The organism is Microbacterium sp. H83, assembly GCF_001650405.1.
Classification (GTDB): domain Bacteria; phylum Actinomycetota; class Actinomycetes; order Actinomycetales; family Microbacteriaceae; genus Microbacterium.
The window spans coordinates 109,402-130,840 of the sequence record NZ_LWCU01000034.1 but is presented as its reverse complement, the minus strand read 5'-3'; the positions used below and the strand labels follow the sequence as shown (position 1 = coordinate 130,840).

The following is a 21,439-nucleotide window of genomic DNA, read 5'->3' as shown; positions in this document are numbered from 1 at the left end:
CGGTCCGCTACTCGTTGATGCCCAGCGTGGCGGCCGTGGCCGTCGTGGACTTCTCGGCCAGCGCGGCATCCTTGTTCAGCTGCTCCCCGAAGGTCGGGATGAGCTCGCGCAGCTCCGCCTCCCAGCCCGGATACTCCTCGGGGAAGCACTTCTTGAGCAGGTCGAGCATGATCGGCACGGCGGTTGACGCCCCGGGGGACGCCCCGAGCAGGCCCGCGATGGAGCCGTCAGCGGCGGCGACGACCTCGGTGCCGAACTGCAGGATGCCGCCCTTCTTGGCATCCTTCTTCATCACCTGAGCGCGCTGCCCGGCGTTGATGAGCGTCCAGTCCTCGCCCTTCGCCGTCGGCATGAAGGTGCGGAGGCTGTCGACCTTCTTGGAGTGGTTCTTGAGGAGCTCGCCGACCAGGTAGGTGATGAGGTCGGGGTTGGCGAAGGCCACCCGCAGCATCGGCCACAGATTGTGGGGACGCACCTGCGTGACGAGGTCGAGCATCGAGCCGTTCTTGAGGAACTTCGGGCTGAACGTCGCGAACGGACCGAACATCAGCGACGCCTCGCCGTCGACCACTCGGGTGTCGAGGTGCGGCACCGACATGGGCGGCGCACCCACGGACGCCTGCGAATACACCTTCGCCTTGTGCTGGGCGACGATCTTCGGGTTCGAGGTCTTCAGGAACTGCCCGCCGATCGGGAAGACGCCGTAGCCCTTGATCTCGGGGATCCCGGAGCGCTGCAGCAGCTTGAGAGCCCAGCCGCCGGCGCCGACGAACACGAAACGCGCCTTGATCTCGTTCGGCGTGCGACCGATCGTCGTGCGGTACTTGATGAGCCAGTCGCCGTCCTTCTGCTTCTTCAGCGACTGCACCTCCTGGTTGGTGCGCAGGGAGACGCCGGAGGCCGTGAGGTGGTCGAACAGCTGATGGGTGAGCGCGCCGAAGTCGACGTCGGTGCCCGCCGGAACGCGGGTCGCCGCGAACGGCTCACCCTTGCGGCGCTTCTGCATCAGCAGCGGCGCCCACGTGTTGATGACGCGCGAGTCGTCGCTGTACTCGATGCCCTCGAAGAGCGGCTGCTCCTTGAGCACCTCGTAGCGCTCCTTCAGATACGCGACGTCCTTCTCGCCGCGCACGAAGGTCATGTGCGGGGTGGCGTTGATGAACGTCGACGGCTCGTCTAGGACGCCCCGCTCTACGAGGGAGGACCAGAACTGGCGGCTCTGCTGGAACTGCTCGTTGATCGAGATCGCCTTCGCGGGGTCGAGCGGCGCGCCCTTCTGCTGCGGCATGTAGTTCAACTCGCAGAGCGCCGCGTGGCCCGTGCCCGCGTTGTTCCAGGGGTTGGACGACTCCTGGGCGACATCGGAGAGTCGCTCGAAGGCGACGATCTTCCAGTCCGGCTGCAGCTCGTGCAGCAGGGTACCCAGGGTGGCGCTCATGATGCCACCACCGATCAAGACGACATCGACGGTTTCGGTCACCACGACAGTCTAGTTCGCGGCCGCGACACGACCGACCACGGCGACCGCTCCGAGCAGACCGGTTCCGCATCGCGGGGATGCGGTGCGGCTATGACGTCCGGCGGCCGTGGCTGCACTCAGGCGGTGACGACGAGACGCTCGGCGAGGATCTCCGCGATCTGCACCGCATTGAGCGCCGCACCCTTGCGAAGGTTGTCGTTGCTGATGAAGAGCACGAGGCCCTTGTTCTCGGGCGCCGACTGGTCGGCGCGGATGCGACCCACGAAGCTCGGGTCCTTGCCCGCCGCCTGGAGCGGAGTCGGCACCTCGTCGAGGACCACGCCGGGAGCGCTGCTCAGCACCTCGCGGGCGCGCTCGGGGGTGATGTCCCGCGCGAACTCGACGTTGATCGACAGCGAGTGCCCGGTGAAGACCGGCACGCGCACGCAGGTGCCCGCGACGCGGAGGTCCGGGAGCTCGAGGATCTTGCGGCTCTCGTTGCGGAGCTTCTTCTCCTCGTCGGTCTCGTTGAGGCCGTCGTCGACGAGGTTGCCCGCGAACGGGATGACGTCGAAAGCGATCGGCGCGACGTACTTCTCCGGCTCCGGGAAGTCGATCGCCGCGCCGTCGTGGACGAGACGCAGCGTGTCGCCCTGAGCCAGCACGCCCTCGACCTGACCGAGGAGCTCCTGCGCGCCGGCGAGACCCGAGCCGGACACGGCCTGGTATGTCGACACGATGAGACGCTCGAGGCCGGCCTCGGCATCCAGCGCCTTCAGCGCCGGCATCGCGGCCATGGTCGTGCAGTTCGGGTTGGCGATGATGCCGCGCGGGCGGTCGTCGATCGCGTGGGGGTTGACCTCGCTGACGACCAGCGGCACCTCGGGATCGTTGCGCCAGGCGCTGGAGTTGTCGACGACGACGGCTCCAGCCTCGGCGAAGCGCGGCGCGTACGCGCGGCTCGCGGTGGCGCCGGCGGAGAAGAGGGCGATGTCGATGCCCGCGGCATCCGCCGTCTCGACGTCCTCGACGATGACCGTCGCGCCGCCGAACTCGATCGCCGTGCCCGCCGAACGCGCCGACGAGAACAGGCGGAGCTCGCGGATCGGGAACGACCGCTCGGCGAGGATGTCGCGCATGACGGTGCCCACCTGGCCGGTGGCGCCCACGATGGCGACGGAGAGTCCTGAGTCGGAGATGCGGGTCATGAGATTCCTTGGCGTCGAGCAGTGGTGCACGGCTTCGGCGCGACGTGGGGCGGATGCCGCGCCTGTCGCCGATGTCAGGGTTTCGGTGAGTCTACCGTGTGGCGGGGGCAGGCGATCGCGCGAGAACAGGCGGATGCTGCGCCGGATCGCCTGGGCTCGCGCCGTGGCCTGTTCCGGTGCCGCCGTGACGCCGCGGTCAGCGGCCGGTGCCGGCGTGGACGGTCGCCTCGGCCTCGCCGTCGAGCCCGTATGCGGTGTGCACGGTGCGGGCCGCCTCGGCGAGGTCGGTGTCGCGCAGCACCACGGAGATGCGGATCTCCGACGTCGAGATCATCTCGATGTTGATGCCGCCCGACGACAGCGCCTCGAACAGGGTCGCCGAGACTCCGGAGTGCGTGCGCATGCCCGCGCCGACGACCGACAGCTTGCCGATCTGGTCGTCGTGCACGAGGTTCTGGAATCCGACGTCGGACTGCTCGGCCGCGAGCGCCTTGAGGGCCGCCGCGGCATCCGCCTTGGGGACCGTGAAGGAGATGTCGGTGCGTCCGGTCGACGCGGCCGACACGTTCTGCACGATCATGTCGACGTTGGCTCCGGACTTGGCGACGATCTTGAAGATCTCCGCGGCCTTGCCCGGGACGTCGGGCACGCCCGCGACGGTGATCTTTGCCTGGCCGAAGTCGGTGGCGACACCGGCGACGATCGGTTCTTCCATGGCTGCTCCCTCGGCTTCGCGAGGGTTCTTCATACCCTCGCCCAGAACGTAGGTGCCCTCCGACGACGAGAACGTCGAACGGGCGTGGATCAGGACGCCGTGACGGCGTGCGTACTCGACGGCGCGGATGTAGAGCACCTTCGCGCCGTTGGCGGCGAGCTCGAGCATCTCCTCGCTCGAGACGTGGTCGAGCTTCTGCGCCTTCGGGATGACGCGCGGATCGGCCGTGAAGATCCCGTCGACGTCGCTGTAGATCTCGCAGACGTCGGCGGAGAGCGCGGCGGCGAGGGCGACGGCGGTCGTGTCCGACCCGCCGCGTCCGAGCGTGGTGATGTCGCGGGTGTCGCGGTTGAAGCCCTGGAAGCCGGCGACGATCACGATCGCGCCCTCGTCGAGGGCCTCGCGCAGGCGCACGGGGGTGACGTCGACGATGCGGGCGGCGCCGTGCTGGGAGTCGGTGATCATGCCGGCCTGGCTGCCGGTGAACGAGCGGGCCTCGAAGCCCATCGAGTGGATCGCCATCGCGAGCAGCGCCATCGAGATCCGCTCGCCGCTCGACAGCAGCATGTCGAGCTCGCGGGGCGCGGGGATCGGGGCGACCTCGTTCGCGAGGTCGAGCAGCTCGTCGGTGGTGTCGCCCATCGCGCTGACGGCGACGACGACATCGTGCCCGGCACGACGGGTGTCGACGATGCGCTTGGCGACGCGCTTGATGCTCTCTGCGTCGGCGACAGACGAGCCGCCGTACTTCTGCACGATGAGGGCCACGTTCACTCCCTGGGATGTCGGGCGGATCCGCCCACGCTCATTCTACGATCGGCGCATATGCCCTGCCTCGCATGTGACGGCGGTCCGGGCGCACGGGCGGGCACAGCTTCGGAATCGAGACGACGACACGCCGGAACGACGACGGATGCTGCGGCGAGGCGCACCCGGCATCCGAAACCGTGCACGGCGGGGACCGGTGGGCAGGGTGCACGGCGGGTGGGGAAGACGGGTGGCCAGGACGGGTGGCGGCGACGGGTGGTGAACACGGGTCGCGGGCGCACGGGTGGCGGGCGCACGGGCGGGCACAGCTTCGGAGCCGAGACGACGACACGCCGGAACGACGACGGATGCTGCGGCGAGGCGCACCCGGCATCCGAAACCGTGCTCGGCGAGGACCGGTGGGGACGCCGGGCACCGGGGCGGGGGCGACGAGTCAGAGGGCCGGCGGGACGGGAGCCGAGGCGAGGCCGGGCGGGGCGGATGCCGGAGGGCGGAGCCGTCCGCCGGTCGCGGCGAACCAGCATCCGACGATGATGAGCGGGAATCCGAGGAGGAGTCCCGGTGTGAGCGGCTCGGAGAGGACGATCGCGCCGAGGATGATCGCGACGACCGGGTTGACGTATGTGAACAGCGGCGCGCGCACGGGACCGACCTCGCGGATCAGGGCGAAGAACGCGAGGAACGCGACAGCAGTGCAGATGACGGCGAGCGCGAGGAGCGCCCCGATGGAGGGCAGAGTCGGCACCCGATGCTGCGTCAGCAGGCCGATGGGCAGATAGATGAGCCCGATCATCAGGAGTGACAGGGTGATGGTGCCCAGCGACGGCACGTCCGCGAGCTTGCGGGCGACGATGAACGGTGCGATCGCGTACAGCACGGCGACGAGCAGCACCTCCCCGGCTGCGAGGAGGCTGACCTCGCCGCCGAACAGCCCCGGCCCGGCGACGACGATCGCGACGCCGACGAAGCCCACGAGGAGGCCGATGCCGCGGGCGGGTCGGAGCACTCCCCTGTCGCCGCCTCCCAGCGCGATGAGGGCGGCGAACAGCGGCACGGTCGCGACGAGCAGCCCCGTCATGCCCGACGGCAGGGTCATCTCGGCATGGCCGAGCAGCACGAACGGCCCCGCCATCTCGATCGCGCCGAAGGCGAGGACCCACGGCCAGACCTTCCATGCCTGGCGCAGCGCGCCGCCGCGGATCGCGAACGGCAGCAGGAGCAGCGCCGCGATCAGCGTGCGTCCCGCCACGATCGCCGGCGGCGAGAACGATTCGACGGCGACGCTGATGAAGAGGTAGGGCACACCCCACAGCAGCGCCATCGCGCCGAAGAGCAGCCAGCCTCGGCGAGAGAACCCGCCGTGCGCGTTCACAGCACGCGCCGACCCTCGAACGCGCGCCCGAGGGTGACCTCGTCGGCGTACTCGAGGTCGCCGCCGACCGGCAGACCGGACGCGAGCCGCGAGACCGTGATCTGCATCGTGGTCAGCAGGCGGCTGAGGTAGCTCGCGGTGGCCTCGCCCTCGAGGTTGGGGTTCGTGGCCAGGATGACCTCCTGCACCGTGCCGTCGGCGAGCCGGGTCATGAGCTGCGCGATCCGCAGGTCGTCGGGGCCGATGCCGGCGATCGGGCTGATCGCGCCGCCGAGCACGTGGTACAGACCGCGGAACTCCCGTGTGCGCTCGATGGCGGCCACATCCTTCGCGTCCTCGACCACGCAGATGAGGGCGCCGTTGCGTCGGGGGTCGCGGCAGATCGCGCAGCGCTCCTGCTCGGCGACGTTGCCGCAGACCTCGCAGAAGCGCACCCGGACGCGGATCTCGGTGAGGAGCTCCGACAGGCGTGCGACGTCGAACGTCGGCGTCTGGAGGATGTGGAACGCGATGCGCTGCGCGGACTTCGGGCCGATGCCCGGCAGGCGGCCGAACTCGTCGATCAGCTCTTGGACGATGCCGTCGTACATCAGGAGAACCTCGTCGGGGGCTCGTAGGGCTCTTCGCGCACGAACGTCGCGCCGAGCACCTGGCGGATCACGGCCTCGCCGTAGCGCTGGACTCCCCCGCCGGGGGTGCGCTCGGTGACGACCGGGGCGGATGCGGCGGGTGCCGCCTTCACGGAGGGGGCCGCCGTCGCAGCCTGCGGGACCGGGGCGGTCGGAGCCTGCGACGGGGCGCTCGGTCGGCCGCCCGGCGCCGGCTCGAACGACGGGTCGTACGGCGGCTCGTCGTCGAAGTACGGCGGCTCGTCGTCGATCGGGTACGGCGGCTCATCGTGCGCGGTGGAGCGAGATGCCGGAGACGGGACGGTCGTCGGCGACACGGGCGAGGCCGCGCCGGCAGGCGACACGGCCGGGGCCTCCCCGGCGGACGGCGCGGACGAGGGTGCGCCGGCGGGCGCGGCGACCGGGGCCGCGGATGCCGGGATGGGCGCCACCGCCCACTCGGTCACCGGCGCGGCGGATGCGCTTCGGGTCTGCGGACGGGACGACCCCGCTGACGCAGGCTCCGATGCAGGCGCGTCGCCCGACGGCGCGCCGGACGGCGATGTCGCGGGCTGACGCGGGGCGCCGCCGACAGGCATCGGCGCCGGGCGGTACTTGACCGTCACTCCGAGCTCCTGCTCGATGGCGCTGCGCAGATGGTCGGAGGGCCCCGAGCCGGGCGTGCTGCCCTTGAACTTCGCCACGTCATGCTGACTCGTGAACCCCAGGGTGAGCACCTCGGTGTCCGTCGCATAGGCGAGCGGCTGCACCGCGGTGGCCAGCAGCCACGAGGTGCGGCTGATGCTCTCGAGCCGCTTGAGGACGGCCGGCCATGCCGCGGTCACCTGGTCGAACACCACGGGGCCGCTCGGCACGGATGCGGTCGGGTCGGCGGGCGGCGTCTGAGCGGTGCCGGTCGCGGGTTCGCGAGCGGCATCCGGCGTCGCCGACGCGGAGGAGCCTGCGGGCGCGGCACCGGCCGAGGTCACGATGCCCGGAGCCGCGGCGGCGGCACCGGCACCGGCACCGGTCGATCCATCGGCGGTCGACGCGGGCGCCGATGCAGCGGGCGCCGATGCAGCGGGCGCAGCCGCTCCGGCAGGCACCGCCGGCCCCGTCGCAGCCGCGCGTGCGGAGGGCGTCGTCGGCACGCCGGTCGTGGGAGCCCCCGCATCCGCCGCACCGGCGAGCACGCGGGCGACCATGAGCTCGAGGTGCAGACGCGGCGAGGTCGCACCCGACATGTCGTCGAGGGCGGCGCTGACGACATCGGCCGTGCGCGACAGACGGGCTCCGCCGAACGCCTCGGCCTGACTGCGCATGCGCGCCAGCTCGTCTTCGGCGATGCCCCGGAGCACCGAGGACGCACCGGCGCCGACAGCCGCGATGACGATGAGGTCGCGCAGGCGCTCGAGCAGATCGTCGACGAAGCGTCGCGGGTCCTGACCCGTCTGCACCACGCGATCGACCGCGGGGAATGCCGCCGCGGCGTCGCCGGCGGCGAGCGCGTCGACGATCTCGTCGAGCAGCGTCGCGTGCGTGTAGCCGAGCAGGGCCACCGCGCGCTCGTAGGAGACCGTCACGGTCTCGGAGCCCGCGGGAGAGTCGGATCCCGCGATCAGCTGATCGAGCAGCGAGAGCGTGTCTCGCGGCGAGCCTCCGCCGGCGCGCACGACCAGGGGCAGCACGCCGCGCTCGGCGACGACCCCCTCTTCGGCGCAGAGCTTCTCGACGTACTCGAGCATGGCCGCGGGCGGCACGAGGCGGAACGGATAGTGGTGCGTGCGCGAGCGGATCGTGCCGAGCACCTTCTCGGGCTCGGTCGTCGCGAAGATGAACTTCACGTGCGGCGGGGGCTCCTCGACGAGCTTGAGGAGCGCGTTGAAGCCCTGGGGCGTCACCATGTGCGCCTCATCGAGGATGAAGATCTTGTAGCGGTCACGGCTCGGCGCGAAGGTCGCACGCTCGCGGAGATCGCGCGCGTCGTCGACGCCGTTGTGGCTCGCGGCGTCGATCTCGACGACGTCGAGCGATCCGCCGCCCGCGCGCGACAGCTCGACGCAGCTCGGGCAGGTGCCGCACGGCACGTCGGTGGGCCCCTCGGCGCAGTTCAGGCAGCGCGCGAGGATGCGCGCGGAGGTCGTCTTGCCGCATCCCCGAGGACCGGAGAACAGGTAGGCGTGGCCGACGCGATCGCCGCGCAGAGCGGTCATCAGCGGATCGGTCACCTGGGACTGCCCGATCATCTCGCCGAACGACTCGGGGCGGTAGCGGCGGTAGAGGGCTGTGGTCACCACAACAGCCTACGGCGTGCCACCGACACCGAGGTGGGCGGGGTGCACAGCATCCCGCCCACCGAGCTCAGTCGATCGTCTCGATCACCGGGATCGCGGTCGTGATGACCGGCACGGACGCCGAGAGGCGCGTGCCGTCCTCGCGCAGGGCGTCGGCGAACTGCCGCAGGGTCGGGCGCCCGGGGATGAGCGGGCCCTGGTCGGCGAGGGCGACCACGACATCGGCATCCGTCGTCGCGATGAAGGCCTCGTCGCGCACGGTGAAGGCCACCGGCTCGCCGGAGCGCACCTGCACGCGCAGCTCGTCCTTCGTGACCGTGACCTGCAGCTCTGACCCCTGCCACTGCAGCGGATACGACAGCGACGGCCAGCCCGCGGGCAGGCGCGGATCGAAGCTCAGCTCGCCCGCGTAGTCGCGCATGCCGCCGAAGCCGCAGACCAGCGCCGTCCAGACGCCACCCGCCGACGCGACGTGCACGCCGTCGGCCGCGTTGTGGTGCAGGTCGTGCAGATCGACGAACAGCGACTGCTCGAAGTACCGCAGCGCGAGGTCCTGATAGCCGACCTCCGCCGCGAGGATCGACTGCACCACGGCCGACAGCGTCGAATCGCCCGTGGTGAGCGGGTCGTAGTAGTCGAAGTCGGCCTTCTTCTCCTCGGGGGTGAAGTGGTTGCCCTGCAGGAACAGGGCGAGCACGACATCGGCCTGCTTCAGCACCTGGAACCGGTAGATCACGAGCGGGTGGAAGTGCAGGAGCAGCGGGCGCTGGTCGGCGGGCGTGTGCGCCAGATCCCACACCTCGCGCTCGAGGAACAGGGAGTCCTGCGGGTGGATGCCGAGGCTCTCGCTGAACGGGATGAACATGGCGTCGGCCGCGCGCTCCCAGCCCTCGGCTTCGCCGGGCGCCAGACCCGTGCGCTCGACGACGCGGTCGAACTCCTCGCCGTCGGCTTCCTCCGCCTCGCGCACCACCCTGGCGGCGTAGCGCAGGTTGTAGCGCGCCATGACGTTCGTGTACAGGTTGTCGTTGACGACCGTGGTGTACTCGTCCGGTCCGGTGACGCCGTGGATGTGGAACGTCTCGATGCCGTCGTCGTCCGCGGAGCCCGCCACGACGCGCGACGTGCGCCAGAAGCCGAGGGTCGCCCACAGCCGCGCCGTCTCGATCGCGATGTCGATGCCCTCGCGGCGGAGGAAGTCCTCGTCGCCGGTCGCCCGCACGTACTTGCCGAGCGCGAAGCTCACGTCGGCGTTGATGTGGTACTGCGCCGTGCCGGCGGCGTAATAGGCCGAGGCCTCCTCGCCGTTGATCGTGCGCCACGGGAACAGCGCGCCGGCCTCGTTGAGCTGCGCCGCGCGACGACGGGCCGCCGGGAGCATGAGCGCCCGGGCCCGCAGCGCGTTGCGCGCCCACTGCGGCGACGTGTACGTGAGGAACGGGAGCACGTAGATCTCGGTGTCCCAGAAGTAGTGGCCGCTGTAACCCGAGCCCGAGACGCCCTTCGCCGGGACGCCGGTGCCGTCGGCCCTGGCGGATGCCTGTGCGAGCTGCAGCAGGCACCAGCGCGTCGCCTGCTGGATGTCGTCGTGACCGCCGATCTGCACGTCGCTGCGCTCCCAGAAGGCCGCCAGCCACTCGGCCTGGCGGCGGAACTGGGTCTCGATGCCCTCGAACCGCACCCGGTCGAGCGAGCGCCGGCAGCGGTCCACGAGCTCGCGCGGCGGCACGCCGCGGGACGTGTGGTAGCTGACGAGCTTCGTCACCGTGATCGGCACGCCGGCCTTCGCCTGCACGCGGAACACGTTCTTGGAGATGTCCTCCTCGATCAGCGTGCGCGACGTGTAGTCGTTCTCGGTCTCGATGAGGTGGTCGGCGACGACCGCGACGGTCATGCCGGAGGCGGCGACGCCGTACGAGAGCGCCGAGCGCAGTCCGTCCTGCCAGTGCTCGGCGGGGATGAGCACCCGCTCGGCGATCTTCTCGGACTTGCGCGGGTCGAAACCCGCTCCGCCCTTGGCCTCGGCGGGCGTGCCCTCGTAGACCCCGGCGCCGTCCTGGCGGTTGATCATCTGGCAGCTCACGGTGACGGGGGCGTCGGAGTTCTCGACGACGACCTCGAGGCGCAGGATCGCGAGGTGGCGCTCCTCGAAGCTGACGATCCGCTCGTCGCGCATGCGCACGCGCTTGCCCGACGGCGTCTCCCACACGACCAGGCGCTCGAGCACGCCGGTGCGCATGTCGAGCGTGCGCCGGTACTCGCGCACGTCGGCCTCGTCGAACGAGATCGGCTCGTCGTCGACGTACACGCGCATGACCTTGGCATCCGGCGCGTTGACGATCGTCTGGCCGACCTCGGCGAAGCCGTAGGCCTGCTCGGCGTGACGGATCGGCCACGTCTCGTGCAGACCGTTGATGAACGTGCCGTGCTCGTGCGCGCCGCGACCCTCGATGTGATTCCCGCGCAGGCCGAGGTAGCCGTTGCCGACGCTGAACAGGGTCTCGCCCACCCCGCTCTCGGAGTAGCGCGTCTCGATGAGGCGCCAGGGGTCGACGGGGAAGCGATCGCGGTCGATCATGCGGTCTCCTCGGAATCGGAGTCGGAGCGGGTGCTGTCGGAGCGGGTGCTGTCGGAGCGGGTGCTGTCGGAGGGGGATGCGGTCGCGGCGTCGGACGGCCCGTCGGCGAGGAAGGCGTCGAGATCGGTCACCACGATCGTGGCTCCCGCGGCGCGCAGCGCGTCGGCACCGGTTCCGCGATCGACGCCGACGACCGTGGCGAATCCGGCGGCGGCAGCGGATGCGGCGCCGGAGGTCGCGTCCTCGACGGCGACGCTGCGTGCCGGGTCGACGCCGAGCGCCGCTGCTCCCGCCGCGAACATGTCGGCCGCGGGCTTCGACGCGAGCCCGTCGCGCTCGGCGACCACTCCGTCGACCACGACGGGGAAGAAGTCGCGGATGCCGGCGGCGGCCAGCACCTCCTCGGCGTTCTTCGAGCTCGACACCACTCCGATCGGGACGCCGGCGGCGGCGAGCCTCTCGATCAGTGCCAGCGAGCCGGGGAAGGGCGCGATGCCCTCGCTGCGGAGCGCCGTCGCGAAGGCGGCGTTCTTGCGGTTGCCGATCCCGCAGACGGTCTCGGCCTCCGGCGCGTCGTCGACCGCGCCCCACGGCACCTCGACGTTGCGGCTATGCAGCAGGCTCGCCACACCGTCGTAGCGCTTCTTGCCGTCGACATAGTCGAAGTAGTCGGCGTCGGAGTAGGGAGGCGTGATCCCCCAGCGCTCGAACACGTCGTCGAAGACGACCTTCCACGCGCGCATGTGCACCTCGGCGGTCGGCGTGAGCACGCCGTCGAGGTCGAACAGGACGCCGTCCGCGCTGAGCAGATCGGGCAGGGCATCGGGCACAGGAGCCTCCAGGAGAAGGACGATGGTTCCGGCACCTCTCCGTGCCACTGTGCAAGCGTAGTTGCGGCGACGTGTCGGCGGTAACCCCCGTCGGGGTTTCGGTCAGAGCATCCGGGCGGTCTGGCGTGCGATCTCCAGCTCCTCGTTCGTCGGGACGACGAGGACCGTCACCGCGGAGGCATCCGTCGAGATGCGCCGGATGCCGCGGCCGCGGGCGGAGTTGCGCGCCCGATCGACCTCCACGCCGGCGAAGCCGAGCGTCGCCATGGCCTCGGCGCGCACGGCGGCGGCGTTCTCGCCGACGCCCGCCGTGAACGAGATGACGTCGACCCCGCCGAGCTGGGCGATGTAGGCGCCGGCGTATGCGCGCAGCCGGTGGATGTAGACGTCGAACGCGAGCGTCGCCGCGTCGTCCCCGGCATCCCGTCCCGCGAGGATGTCGCGCATGTCGCTGCGGCCGGCGAGTCCCTTGAGGCCGCTGCGGGTGTTGAGCAGCGCGTCGAGATCGTCGATCGACAGACCGGCGCGACGCGACAGATGCACGAGCGCCGCGGGGTCGAGGTCTCCCGATCGCGTGCCCATCACGAGCCCCTCGAGCGGAGTGAGGCCCATCGAGGTCTCGACCGAGCGACCGCCGTCGATCGCCGTGACGGATGCGCCGTTGCCCAGGTGGAAGACGAGCTGCCGCAGCGTCGCGGGATCGCGGTCGACGAACGCCGCGGCGGCCTCGCTCACGAACTGGTGGCTCGTGCCGTGGAAGCCGTAGCGGCGCACGCGGTGGGCGGCCGCGAGCTCGGCGTCGATCGCATACGTGTACGCCGCGGGGGGAAGGGTCTGATGGAAGGCGGTGTCGAAGACGGCCACGTGCGGCACGGCCGCGAACACGGCTCGAGCCGCCACGATGCCCGCGAGGTTCGCGGGATTGTGCAGCGGAGCGAGGACCGCGAGCTCCTCGATCTGCCTCTCGACGTCGGCCGTCACCAGCGTGGGCGCGTAGAAGCGCGCCCCGCCGTGCACGACGCGGTGCCCGACGGCGGCGGGCGGATGCTCGTCGAGCGACGGCCCGTGCGCCGCGAACTGCTCGAGCATCACGGCGAAGGCGGCATCGTGATCGGCGACCGGCCTCTCGTCGTCGAACGTCGCCTCGAGCATGGTCACCACGGCCTCCGTCGAGGTGTCCGGTCGCACGGTGTGCGTGATCGCGCTGACGTCCTGGCCGATCCGCTCGACGAGCCCGCTCGCGAGCTCGTTCTCGTCCTCGATGTCGATGAGGCTGTACTTCAGCGAGGAGGATCCGCTGTTGATGACGAGGATCGCACTCACGACGCCGCCCCTTCCGCCTGCGCCTGCGCCTGGATCGCCGTGATGGCGACCGTGTTCACGATGTCGTCCACCAGCGCTCCCCGCGAGAGATCGTTGATCGGCTTGTTGAGCCCCTGCAGCACCGGGCCGATGGCGACGGCGCCCGCCGAGCGCTGGACGGCCTTGTAGGTGTTGTTGCCGGTGTTGAGGTCGGGGAAGACGAACACCGTGGCCCGTCCCGCGACCGCGGAGTCGGGCAGCTTCGCCTTGGCGACGGCGGCGTCGGCCGCGGCGTCGTACTGGATCGGGCCCTCGACGAGGAGCTCCGGCGCCCGTTCGTGCACGATCGCCGTCGCGGCGCGGACCTTGTCGACGTCGGCGCCCGACCCCGACTCCCCCGTGGAGTACGAGAGCATCGCGACGCGCGGGTCGATGCCGAACTGCCGCGCGGTCGCCGCCGAGGAGATCGCGATGTCGGCGAGCTGCTCGCTCGTCGGGTCGGGGATCACCGCGCAGTCGCCGTAGACGAGCACGCGGTCGGCGAGCGCCATCAGGAAGACGCTCGAGACGACCTCGACGCCCGGCTTGGTCTTGATGATCTCGAAGGACGGGCGGATCGTGTGCGCCGTCGTGTGCGCGGCGCCGGACACCATGCCGTCGGCGAGCCCCAGGTGCACCATCATGGTGCCGAAGTACGACACGTCCGTCACGGTGTCCGCCGCCTGCGCGAGGGTGATGCCCTTGTGCGCGCGCAGACGCGCGTACTCGGCGGCGAAGCGCTCGACGAGCTCGGGGTCGGAGGTGCTCACGACCTGCGCGGCGCCGATGTCGATGCCCAGCTCGACGGCCCTCGCCCTGACGGTCGACTCGTCGCCGAGGATCGTGAGGTCGGCGACCTCGCGCGCGAGCAGGGTCGCCGCGGCGCGAAGGATGCGGTCGTCGTCGCCCTCCGGGAGGACGATGCGCCGACGGTCGGCGCGGGCGCGCTCGATGAGGCCGTACTCGAACATGAGGGGTGTGACGACCCGCGACTCGGCGAGGCCGAGCTGCGTGGTGAGCTCGGCGATGTCGACATGCGTCTGGAAGAGGCCGAGCGCGCGGTCGTAGCGGCCGCGCGACTCGGGAGAGATGCGCCCTCGCGCGCCCATCACCCGCACCGCGGTGTCGTACGTGCCGAGATCGGTCGTGATGATCGGCATGGTCGAGGGGAACCCGTCGAGCAGCTGCACGATCGGCTCCGGCAGCGGGAAGGGGCCGTTGAGGATGATCCCGGCGACGCGGGGGAAGGTGCCCGATGCGTCGGCCAGGAGCGTCGCCAGCAGCACCTCGGTGCGGTCGGCGGGGATCACGACGACCGCCTCCTCCGTCAGCCGCGGCAGCACGTTCACCATCGACATGCCGGCGACGACGATGGTCAGCGCCTCGCGCGCCAGGCGGTCGGGATCGCCCTTGATGAGGCGTCCGTCGACGACGGACAGGATGCCGTCGATCGACGGCGCGACCAGGGTGCGATCCTCCGGGATCGCCCAGACCGGCGTCCTGCGGTCGGGACGCACGGCGACGACGGCCGCCTCGATGTCGGCGAGCGCGTCGGGGTCCGCGCGGTTGACGGCGACCGCGAAGAGCTCGGCTCGCTCCACCTCGAGCTCGGACAGCGCGAGCGCGGCGATCTGCCCGACCGCCGCGGGGGTGCGGGCCGTGGTGGTCCCCAGCTGCTCGGCCTGACGCTGCTGATCGCGTCCGCTGAGCACCAGCAGCACCGGCGCCGCGAGGTTCGCGGCGATCCGCGCATTGTAGCCCAGCTCGGCGGGGCTCGCGACGTCGGTGTAGTCGCTGCCGACGATCACGACCGCGTCGCAGCGGGCCTCGACCGCCTTGAACCGGGCGACGATGGTCGACAGCGCGCGATCGGGATCGTCGCGGACGTCGTCGTAGGTGACGCCGACGCAGTCCTCGTAGTCGAGGTGCACCCCGTCGTGCGCGAGGAGGAGCTCGAGCACGTCGTCGCGGTCGGACACCGATCGCGCGATGGGGCGGAAGACCCCGACGCGCGGCGTGACGCGCATCAGCGCATCCAGCACGCCGAGGGCGATCGTCGACTTCCCGGTATGGCCTTCGGCCGAGGTGATGTAGATGCTCTGCGCCACGAGACCCAGCCTAGGTGCAGCTCGATATGGACGCGCTGGGTTGACAGCCGTGCGAAACCCCGCTCAGCAGGGCGTCGAGAGCGCGTCGACGACGGCCGCGGCGTCGGCGGCATAGCGCGAGTAGTACTGGGGATCGAGGTTGATCTGCACGCGGTGGATGGCCAGGGACTGCGGCAGGGACTGCCAGTCCGGCACGCGGGCGAGGCGCTCATAGAACAGGGTCGCGGCGGTCGCCGGATCCATCCGCTGCTCGACGCTCCCCCACCAGTCCTGCTGCTGGAACAGCCCGATGCTCGTGGTGCGGCTGCCGTCCGGGTTGGTGAAGCCGCTCGTCTCCCAGTCGCCGTAGTCGATGTTGATCAGGCTGCTCTCGCCCATCGCGGTCATCACGCCGAGGATCTGGCCGTCACGGCCGAATCCGAGCGACGCGGCGGTCTGCATGACGGTCGCGGCATTCTCCAGCTGCTCCCCCTCCCAGCCCGCCACGCCGGACGAGGGGAACGTCGAGGGGTCGCTGAGGCACACCGCGAGCGGCTTTTCGTGGGCGAGCGTGAAAGGGATCAGGACGGCGACCGCCGTGACGACGGCGACCAGGCCGACAGCGAGGGCGATCCGCCGCAGAAGGCGGCGGCGCTGCATCCGCTTCTGCGCGCGGCGCCGCGGGGACGTCCTGCGGGTGCGCGGTCGTCCGCGGGATCGGGTGCGGGCCGAGCGTGTCGTCGAGGCGCGCGACCTCCCCCGGCCGCCGTTCCTCGTCGTCGTCACGGGCGGCGCACCCTGGATCTGCCGACGAACGCGGCGAGCGCACCGCCGATCGCTCCGAACAGGTGCGCCTGCCAGGAGATGCCGTCGCGCACACCGACGACCCCGGCGAGCATCGAGCCCCCGTAGACGCCGATCACGACGAGGGCGATCACGGCGTACAGGATGCGGTGCGAGGTCCGGCCCGGCGCGAAGACGCGGGCGACGGTGTAGCCGAAGTATCCGAACACGAGTCCCGAGGCACCCACCGTCAGGGTCCCTGGCGCGTTCACCAGCCAGGTGCCGAGTCCTCCGATCACGGCGGCGAACGCCGTGACGGCCCAGAATCGGCGGCTGCCCTCGACCGCCACGAGACAGCCGAGCACGAGGAACGGCACGGAGTTGGCGATGAGATGAGCCCAGGTCGCGTGCAGCATCGGAGCGAGCACGATGCCGGCGAGTCCGGCGGGATCCCACGACCGCAGACCGAAGCCCGTGAACGACCCCGGCAGCACGGCGTCGGCGAGCTGCACAGCCCACATCGCGGCGAGAAGCAGCACGGGCGAGGCGAAGCGCGCCAGCGGATGCGGGGCGTCGGCGGTGCGGATCAGGTCTGGCCTCGTCACGTCACGATCCTGGCAGGCTCATCCCGGAGGATGCTGACAGAAAGAAAACGACCCTCCGCGCACCCAGCAGAGCCCGGTTACCCTTGCTGCGTTTCCGCCCTGGGGGAATTGGCCTGGATGCCGCCACGCGGAGAGCCGTGGACCAGTCTAGCCGATCCCGGAGCGAACCCCTGCCGCGCGGGTTACGATCGGTTCACGCGCACCGCAGCGCCGACGTGAGAGGGAACGCATGCCAGACACCCCGCCCCCGGCACCCGCCGTCGTCAGCGCCGAGCAGTTCGCCGCGCAGACGTCGGCCATCCTCGCGTCGGTGGGCCGGGTGATCGACGGCAAGCCAGAGGCCGTGCGGAGCGCGCTCGTGTGCCTGCTCGCCGAGGGGCACCTGCTCATCGAGGACGTCCCCGGGGTGGGCAAGACCATGCTCGCCCGCGCTCTCGCGGCGAGCATCGACGCGACCGTGCGCCGCATCCAGTTCACGCCCGACCTGCTCCCCGGCGACGTGACCGGCGTCAGCGTGTACAACCCCGTCGACCGCGAGTTCGAGTTCAAGCGCGGCGCCGTGTTCGCGCACATCGTGATCGCCGACGAGATCAACCGCTCCTCCCCCAAGACGCAGTCGGCGCTGCTGGAGGCGATGGAGGAGGGCCAGGTGACGGTCGACGGCTCGACGCACCTCCTCCCCGACCCGTTCCTCGTCGTGGCGACGCAGAACCCGCTCGAGATGGAGGGGACGTACGCCCTGCCCGAAGCGCAGCGGGACCGCTTCATGATGCGCATCTCGATGGGGTACCCGGATGCCGCGGCCGAGGCCGAGATGCTCCGCCAGCGCGACACCGTGAACCCGCTGGCCGCGGTGACCGCCGTCGCAGACGCCGCCTCGATCTCGAGCCTCATCGCCTGGGCGCGCGCCGTGCACGTCGCCCCCGCGATCGAGGAGTACACCGTCGCGCTCGCCCAGGCCACCCGTGCCGACCCGAACCTGCATCTCGGTGCGAGCCCGCGCGCCACCCTCCAGCTCATCCGCGCGGCCAAGGTCTCGGCGGCGCTCGACGGCCGCGAGTTCGTGATCCCCGACGATGTCACGGCGCTGCTCATCCCCGTGCTCGCCCACCGACTGCTGCCGGCGCGAGGCGCGCACCGGGCGGGCGCCCAGCCCGTCGAGTCCGCCCTGCGGCAGATCGTCGACCGGGTGCGCGTCCCCGTCGCCGTCCGCTCCTGACCTCGCCCCGCCATGCCTCGCCGTCGCCTCCTCACCCTGCGGGGCACGGCTGCGCTCCTCGCCGGGATCGGATGCGTGATCGCGGCGAACATGCTCGGCGCGGCGATCCTGCTGCACGTCGGCATCCTGCTCCTCGCGCTGACCGTGCTCGCGATGATGGTGGTCGCGCTGCCGCGCCGGTCCGGGACGGTCGCGCGCCAGATCTCGACGGACCTGCTGACCGTGTCGGAGACCTCGCGTGTGACTCTGCGCTTCGGACTGCGTGCGCTGCGGGTGCCGCGCGGACTGTGGCGCGATGTGCTGCCGCCGGCGGTCGCGGGAGACTCGGCCGGCGAGTATCCGCCCGAGTCGGGGAAGCTCGGCTATCTGATCACCGGGGTGCGCCGCGGCGTCTGGCCGATCGGCCCCCTGGTGCTGCGCACGGTCGACCCGTTCGGCCTCGCGCAGCGCGAGCAGGCGTTCGGGGACACCCGCACGGTGACCGTCGTGCCCGAGGTGTGCACGCTCGCGCCGCTCACGGTCCGCGTCGGCGCCGCAGGCGGCACGGCGCAGACCTCGTCCAGCCGCCTGGGTCAGGGCAGCGACAACCTCTCTCCGCGGCGCTACATCCCGGGCGACTCCATGCGCCGCATCCACTGGCGCACGACCGCGCACCGGGGCCAGCTCATGGTGCGTCAGGAGGAGGAGGAATCGAGCCCGGATGCGCTCGTGGTGCTCGACCGCGCCGCCTCCCGCTGGGCTCGACTGGGTGACGCCGAGGACCCGGCGTTCGAGGCGGCGGTCTCGCTCTGCGCCTCGGTGGCCGTGCACCTCGTGCAGGAGGGCTACGGCGTCGACGTGATCGACAGCTCGGGAGCTCTGCTCGGCACGCTGCGCGGTCACGAGGACGACAGGGACGGACTTCTCGTGGCTCTGGCCCTCGTCGCTCCGCGCGGCGAATCCCGCGATCTCGGCATCCTCGTCGGGGGCACCCCGCCGGGGCCGCTCGTCTACATCACCGGTGACATCGACGAGGAGGAGGCCGGCCTGCTCCGCCCCGCGGGCGCCGCCGCTCCCCTCCTCTTCGCGACCGCCGCGCGGCCCGGCGCCGCAGAGGCGGCGACGCAGCACGGCTGGCGCTTCTCGGCGCTCGGCGACGACGTGGCCGCCGCGTGGGAGGACGCCCTCCCCGACAGGATCGGCGTCGCGCCGTCCGGGACCCCCGCCTCATCGGCGCCCGCCGGATCCTCGGATGCCGGATCCTCGGATGCGAGGGGACGCGCGATGTACAAGGCTGAGAGCACGGTCGGCGCGAAGCGGCCGCGGCTCGAGTGGCACCGTGAGCACGAGGTGCCGTCGAACCGGGTCGTCCCCGCCATGCTGGCCGCGGCGGCGGGTCTCGTCGCCATGTGGCCCTTCACCGCCGTGATCGCCCCGGGGGCATGGTCCTTCGCCGTCCTCGCGGTGATCGTCGTGACAGCCCTCACGGGAATGGCGATGCGGACGCTGCTCCGACGCCGTGCGGCCTGGCTCCGCGATCTCGCGACGATCTCGGCCCAGATCCTCGTCGCCGCCGGCACCGTCACGCAGCTCGTCGCGGGCGACACCGCGATCTTCGGCGTGGTCCCCACCGAGCTGTCGCTGCGCGCGTTCCAGGGTCTCGCGGCCGCGGCATGGGAGGAGGTCGTCTTCGGCTCCGCCCCGCTGGAGGCGACACCGGCGCTGGAGGCCAGCATGGCCGCGGGATTCGCGGTCGTCGCGATCCTCCTCGACCAGCTGGTCGCCCAGCGCGGCGCGGTGATCGCGTCTCTCCTCACGGCGACGGTCGGCGCGATGCCGATGATCGTCACGCTCGGCGCGACCGACGTCGTGTGGTTCGTCGGCCTCGGCATCCTCGTGCTCGTGCTGTTCCGCTACACGGCCGCGCAGGATCCCGAGTCCCCACGGCGCTCGTCCGGAGCGGTGGCGGCCGGCGTCGGCGTCGCCGCCCTGGCCTCGACGCTCATCATCGCTCCGGCGCTCCCCGTGTCGACCACGCTCGCCGGCACCGGCGTGGGCGTCACCGTCGACGCGTCGCTGCGGCTGGGCGACGATCTGCGCCGGCCCGATCCGGTCGAGGTGCTGACGCTCGCCACCACCGCGAACTCCGCGCCTTACCTGCGCCTCACCACCCTGTCGCGGTTCGACGGCCGCGTCTGGCAGCCCGATCGCGGCGACCTCCAGGCCCAGAGCGAGGGGTTCGGACCCGACGAGTGGTCCTCCGACATCGCCACGGAGGACCAGAGCACCTCGATCCGCATCCTGCGGATGTCGAGCTCCTGGCTGCCGGTGCCGTACCCGGCCCTGAGCGTGCAGGGACTGCCGCCGGCATGGGGCCTGAACCCCGAGAACCGCACCATCGCCTCCCGCGACGCGGATGCCGTCGGCAATGACTACACCGTCCGATCGATGCGCGTGGCCCCCACGCTCGAGCAGATCAGGGCGCTGTCCGCGGCGGACCCCGTGGTCGACCCCGGCACGGATCCCGTGGACCTCCCCGACGTGATCGGCGAAACCGCGCGCGAGGTGACCGCCGAGGAGACGAACGACTACGACCGGCTCATCGCCATGCAGTCGTGGTTCCGCAGCCAGTTCACCTACTCGCTCGAGACGCCCGTCGACGAGGGCTTCGACGGGACAGGGGCCGATGCCGTCGCCCGGTTCCTCGACGTGCGCTCCGGCTACTGCATCCACTTCGCCGGCGCCTTCGCGCTCATGGCGGAGAGCCTGGGCATGGAGGTGCGCATCGTGGTGGGGTACCTGCCCGGCGTGCGGACGGACAGCACGCGCGGGGACGAGGCCGTGTACTCGGTGTCGAGCGATCAGCTGCACTCCTGGCCCGAGGTGCTGTTCCCGGGAGTCGGCTGGGTGCCGTTCGAGCCGACCGCATCTCTCGGCGTGCCGACGGCGTTCGCGGCAGGGGCGACATCGGGCGGAGGCTCGGGAGGGGCGGCCACGCCCGCGCCGACCACCGCGCCGAGCGCCGAGCAGAGCTCCGGTCCCGAGATCGAGCGCGGCGATGCGGGCGACAACACCGGGGCGACCGGTCAGCTGCGCACCCTCGACCCGACGCCCGTGATGCTCGTCACCCTCGGTGCGCTCGTCGTGCTGCTCCTCCCCGCGCTGATCCGCGCGGCCGTCCGGTTCGATCGGCGCCGCCGCGCGGGGCGCGGAGACGCGGCATCCGCATGGATCGAGCTGCGCGCGACCATGCTCGACCTGCGCATCCCGCTGTCGGACGCCGAGTCGCCGAGACAGCGCGGCGCGGATCTCGTGCGCGACAACGGGGTGGATGCCGCCGCGATGCGCCTGCTCACGGATGCCGTCGAGCACGCGAGCTACGCACGGCCGTCCGGTGCGGCATCGGCCGCTCTCGACGAGGCGCTGAGCACCGCACTGCAGCAGCTGCGCCGCAGCGTCGACCGCCCTGCGCGCGTGCGGGCGTTCCTGCTCCCGCGATCGCTGTTCGTCAGCGGGCGCACCGACGGGCCCGTGCTCGCCTGACGCCGGGGCGCCGCGCGCGGATCAGGCTGCGTGCGCCGATCAGGCGCCGC

Annotated in this window: 14 protein-coding genes and 1 other RNA gene; 2 read left to right on the top strand and 13 right to left on the bottom strand. The window is 71.5% G+C overall.

Annotated elements, in window-relative coordinates:
• Positions 1-7 precede the first annotated feature (7 nt).
• From A4X16_RS13330 to ffs, 13 genes are all read right to left on the bottom strand, one after another.
• Entirely contained in the window at positions 8-1,480 is a 1,473-nt protein-coding gene (locus A4X16_RS13330; protein WP_067121451.1) for a malate:quinone oxidoreductase, read from the bottom strand.
• Between the two features lie 116 nt (positions 1,481-1,596).
• On the bottom strand, positions 1,597-2,667 hold the full coding sequence (locus A4X16_RS13325; protein WP_067121295.1) for an aspartate-semialdehyde dehydrogenase: 1,071 nt from the start codon (positions 2,665-2,667) through the stop codon (positions 1,597-1,599).
• A 196-nt stretch (positions 2,668-2,863) separates the two neighbouring features.
• Positions 2,864-4,150, bottom strand: a complete 1,287-nt coding sequence (locus tag A4X16_RS13320; RefSeq protein WP_067121448.1) for an aspartate kinase — start codon at positions 4,148-4,150, stop codon at positions 2,864-2,866.
• 433 nt (positions 4,151-4,583) lie between these two features.
• On the bottom strand, positions 4,584-5,522 hold the full coding sequence (locus tag A4X16_RS13315) for a DMT family transporter (RefSeq protein ID WP_082914459.1): 939 nt from the start codon (positions 5,520-5,522) through the stop codon (positions 4,584-4,586).
• Entirely contained in the window at positions 5,519-6,112 is a 594-nt protein-coding gene (gene recR, locus A4X16_RS13310; RefSeq protein ID WP_067121293.1) for a recombination mediator RecR, read from the bottom strand. Before recR ends, A4X16_RS13315 begins: the two co-directional genes overlap by 4 nt.
• Complete coding sequence (locus tag A4X16_RS13305) at positions 6,112-8,424, bottom strand: DNA polymerase III subunit gamma and tau (RefSeq protein WP_197491838.1); 2,313 nt, start codon at positions 8,422-8,424, stop codon at positions 6,112-6,114. Before A4X16_RS13305 ends, recR begins: the two co-directional genes overlap by 1 nt.
• Before the next feature lie 67 nt (positions 8,425-8,491).
• Positions 8,492-11,002 carry a glycoside hydrolase family 65 protein gene (locus tag A4X16_RS13300; protein ID WP_067121289.1) on the bottom strand — a complete coding sequence of 837 codons (2,511 nt, stop codon included), beginning with the start codon at positions 11,000-11,002 and terminating at the stop codon, positions 8,492-8,494.
• Entirely contained in the window at positions 10,999-11,880 is an 882-nt protein-coding gene (locus tag A4X16_RS13295; protein ID WP_442922915.1) for an HAD-IA family hydrolase, read from the bottom strand. Before A4X16_RS13295 ends, A4X16_RS13300 begins: the two co-directional genes overlap by 4 nt.
• A gap of 54 nt (positions 11,881-11,934) precedes the next feature.
• Positions 11,935-13,155 carry an acetate/propionate family kinase gene (locus tag A4X16_RS13290; RefSeq protein WP_067121287.1) on the bottom strand — a complete coding sequence of 407 codons (1,221 nt, stop codon included), beginning with the start codon at positions 13,153-13,155 and terminating at the stop codon, positions 11,935-11,937.
• The gene (gene pta / locus A4X16_RS13285; protein WP_067121285.1) at positions 13,152-15,281 is read right to left on the bottom strand and encodes a phosphate acetyltransferase; all 2,130 of its coding nucleotides are present in this window, start codon (positions 15,279-15,281) and stop codon (positions 13,152-13,154) included. The genes A4X16_RS13290 and pta overlap by 4 nt, the downstream gene beginning before the upstream one ends.
• A 63-nt stretch (positions 15,282-15,344) precedes the next feature.
• A complete protein-coding gene (locus A4X16_RS13280) occupies positions 15,345-15,920 on the bottom strand; it encodes a hypothetical protein (RefSeq protein ID WP_082914457.1) in 576 nt (191 codons plus the stop codon).
• A gap of 122 nt (positions 15,921-16,042) precedes the next feature.
• Positions 16,043-16,648, bottom strand: coding sequence for a rhomboid family intramembrane serine protease (locus A4X16_RS13275; protein WP_067121281.1), 606 nt, complete (start codon positions 16,646-16,648; stop codon positions 16,043-16,045).
• 43 nt (positions 16,649-16,691) lie between these two features.
• Positions 16,692-16,788, bottom strand: an RNA gene (gene ffs, locus A4X16_RS13270) — signal recognition particle sRNA small type.
• A gap of 89 nt (positions 16,789-16,877) precedes the next feature.
• Between ffs and A4X16_RS13265 the strand changes: the two genes are divergently transcribed.
• Together A4X16_RS13265 and A4X16_RS18340 are read left to right on the top strand one after the other, a co-directional pair.
• Complete coding sequence (locus tag A4X16_RS13265) at positions 16,878-17,867, top strand: AAA family ATPase (RefSeq protein WP_067121279.1); 990 nt, start codon at positions 16,878-16,880, stop codon at positions 17,865-17,867.
• 12 nt (positions 17,868-17,879) lie between these two features.
• Positions 17,880-21,389 (top strand): transglutaminaseTgpA domain-containing protein, encoded by a 3,510-nt coding sequence (locus A4X16_RS18340; protein WP_231880368.1) that lies wholly within the window; start codon positions 17,880-17,882, stop codon positions 21,387-21,389.
• The last annotated feature ends 50 nt before the right edge of the window (positions 21,390-21,439 follow it).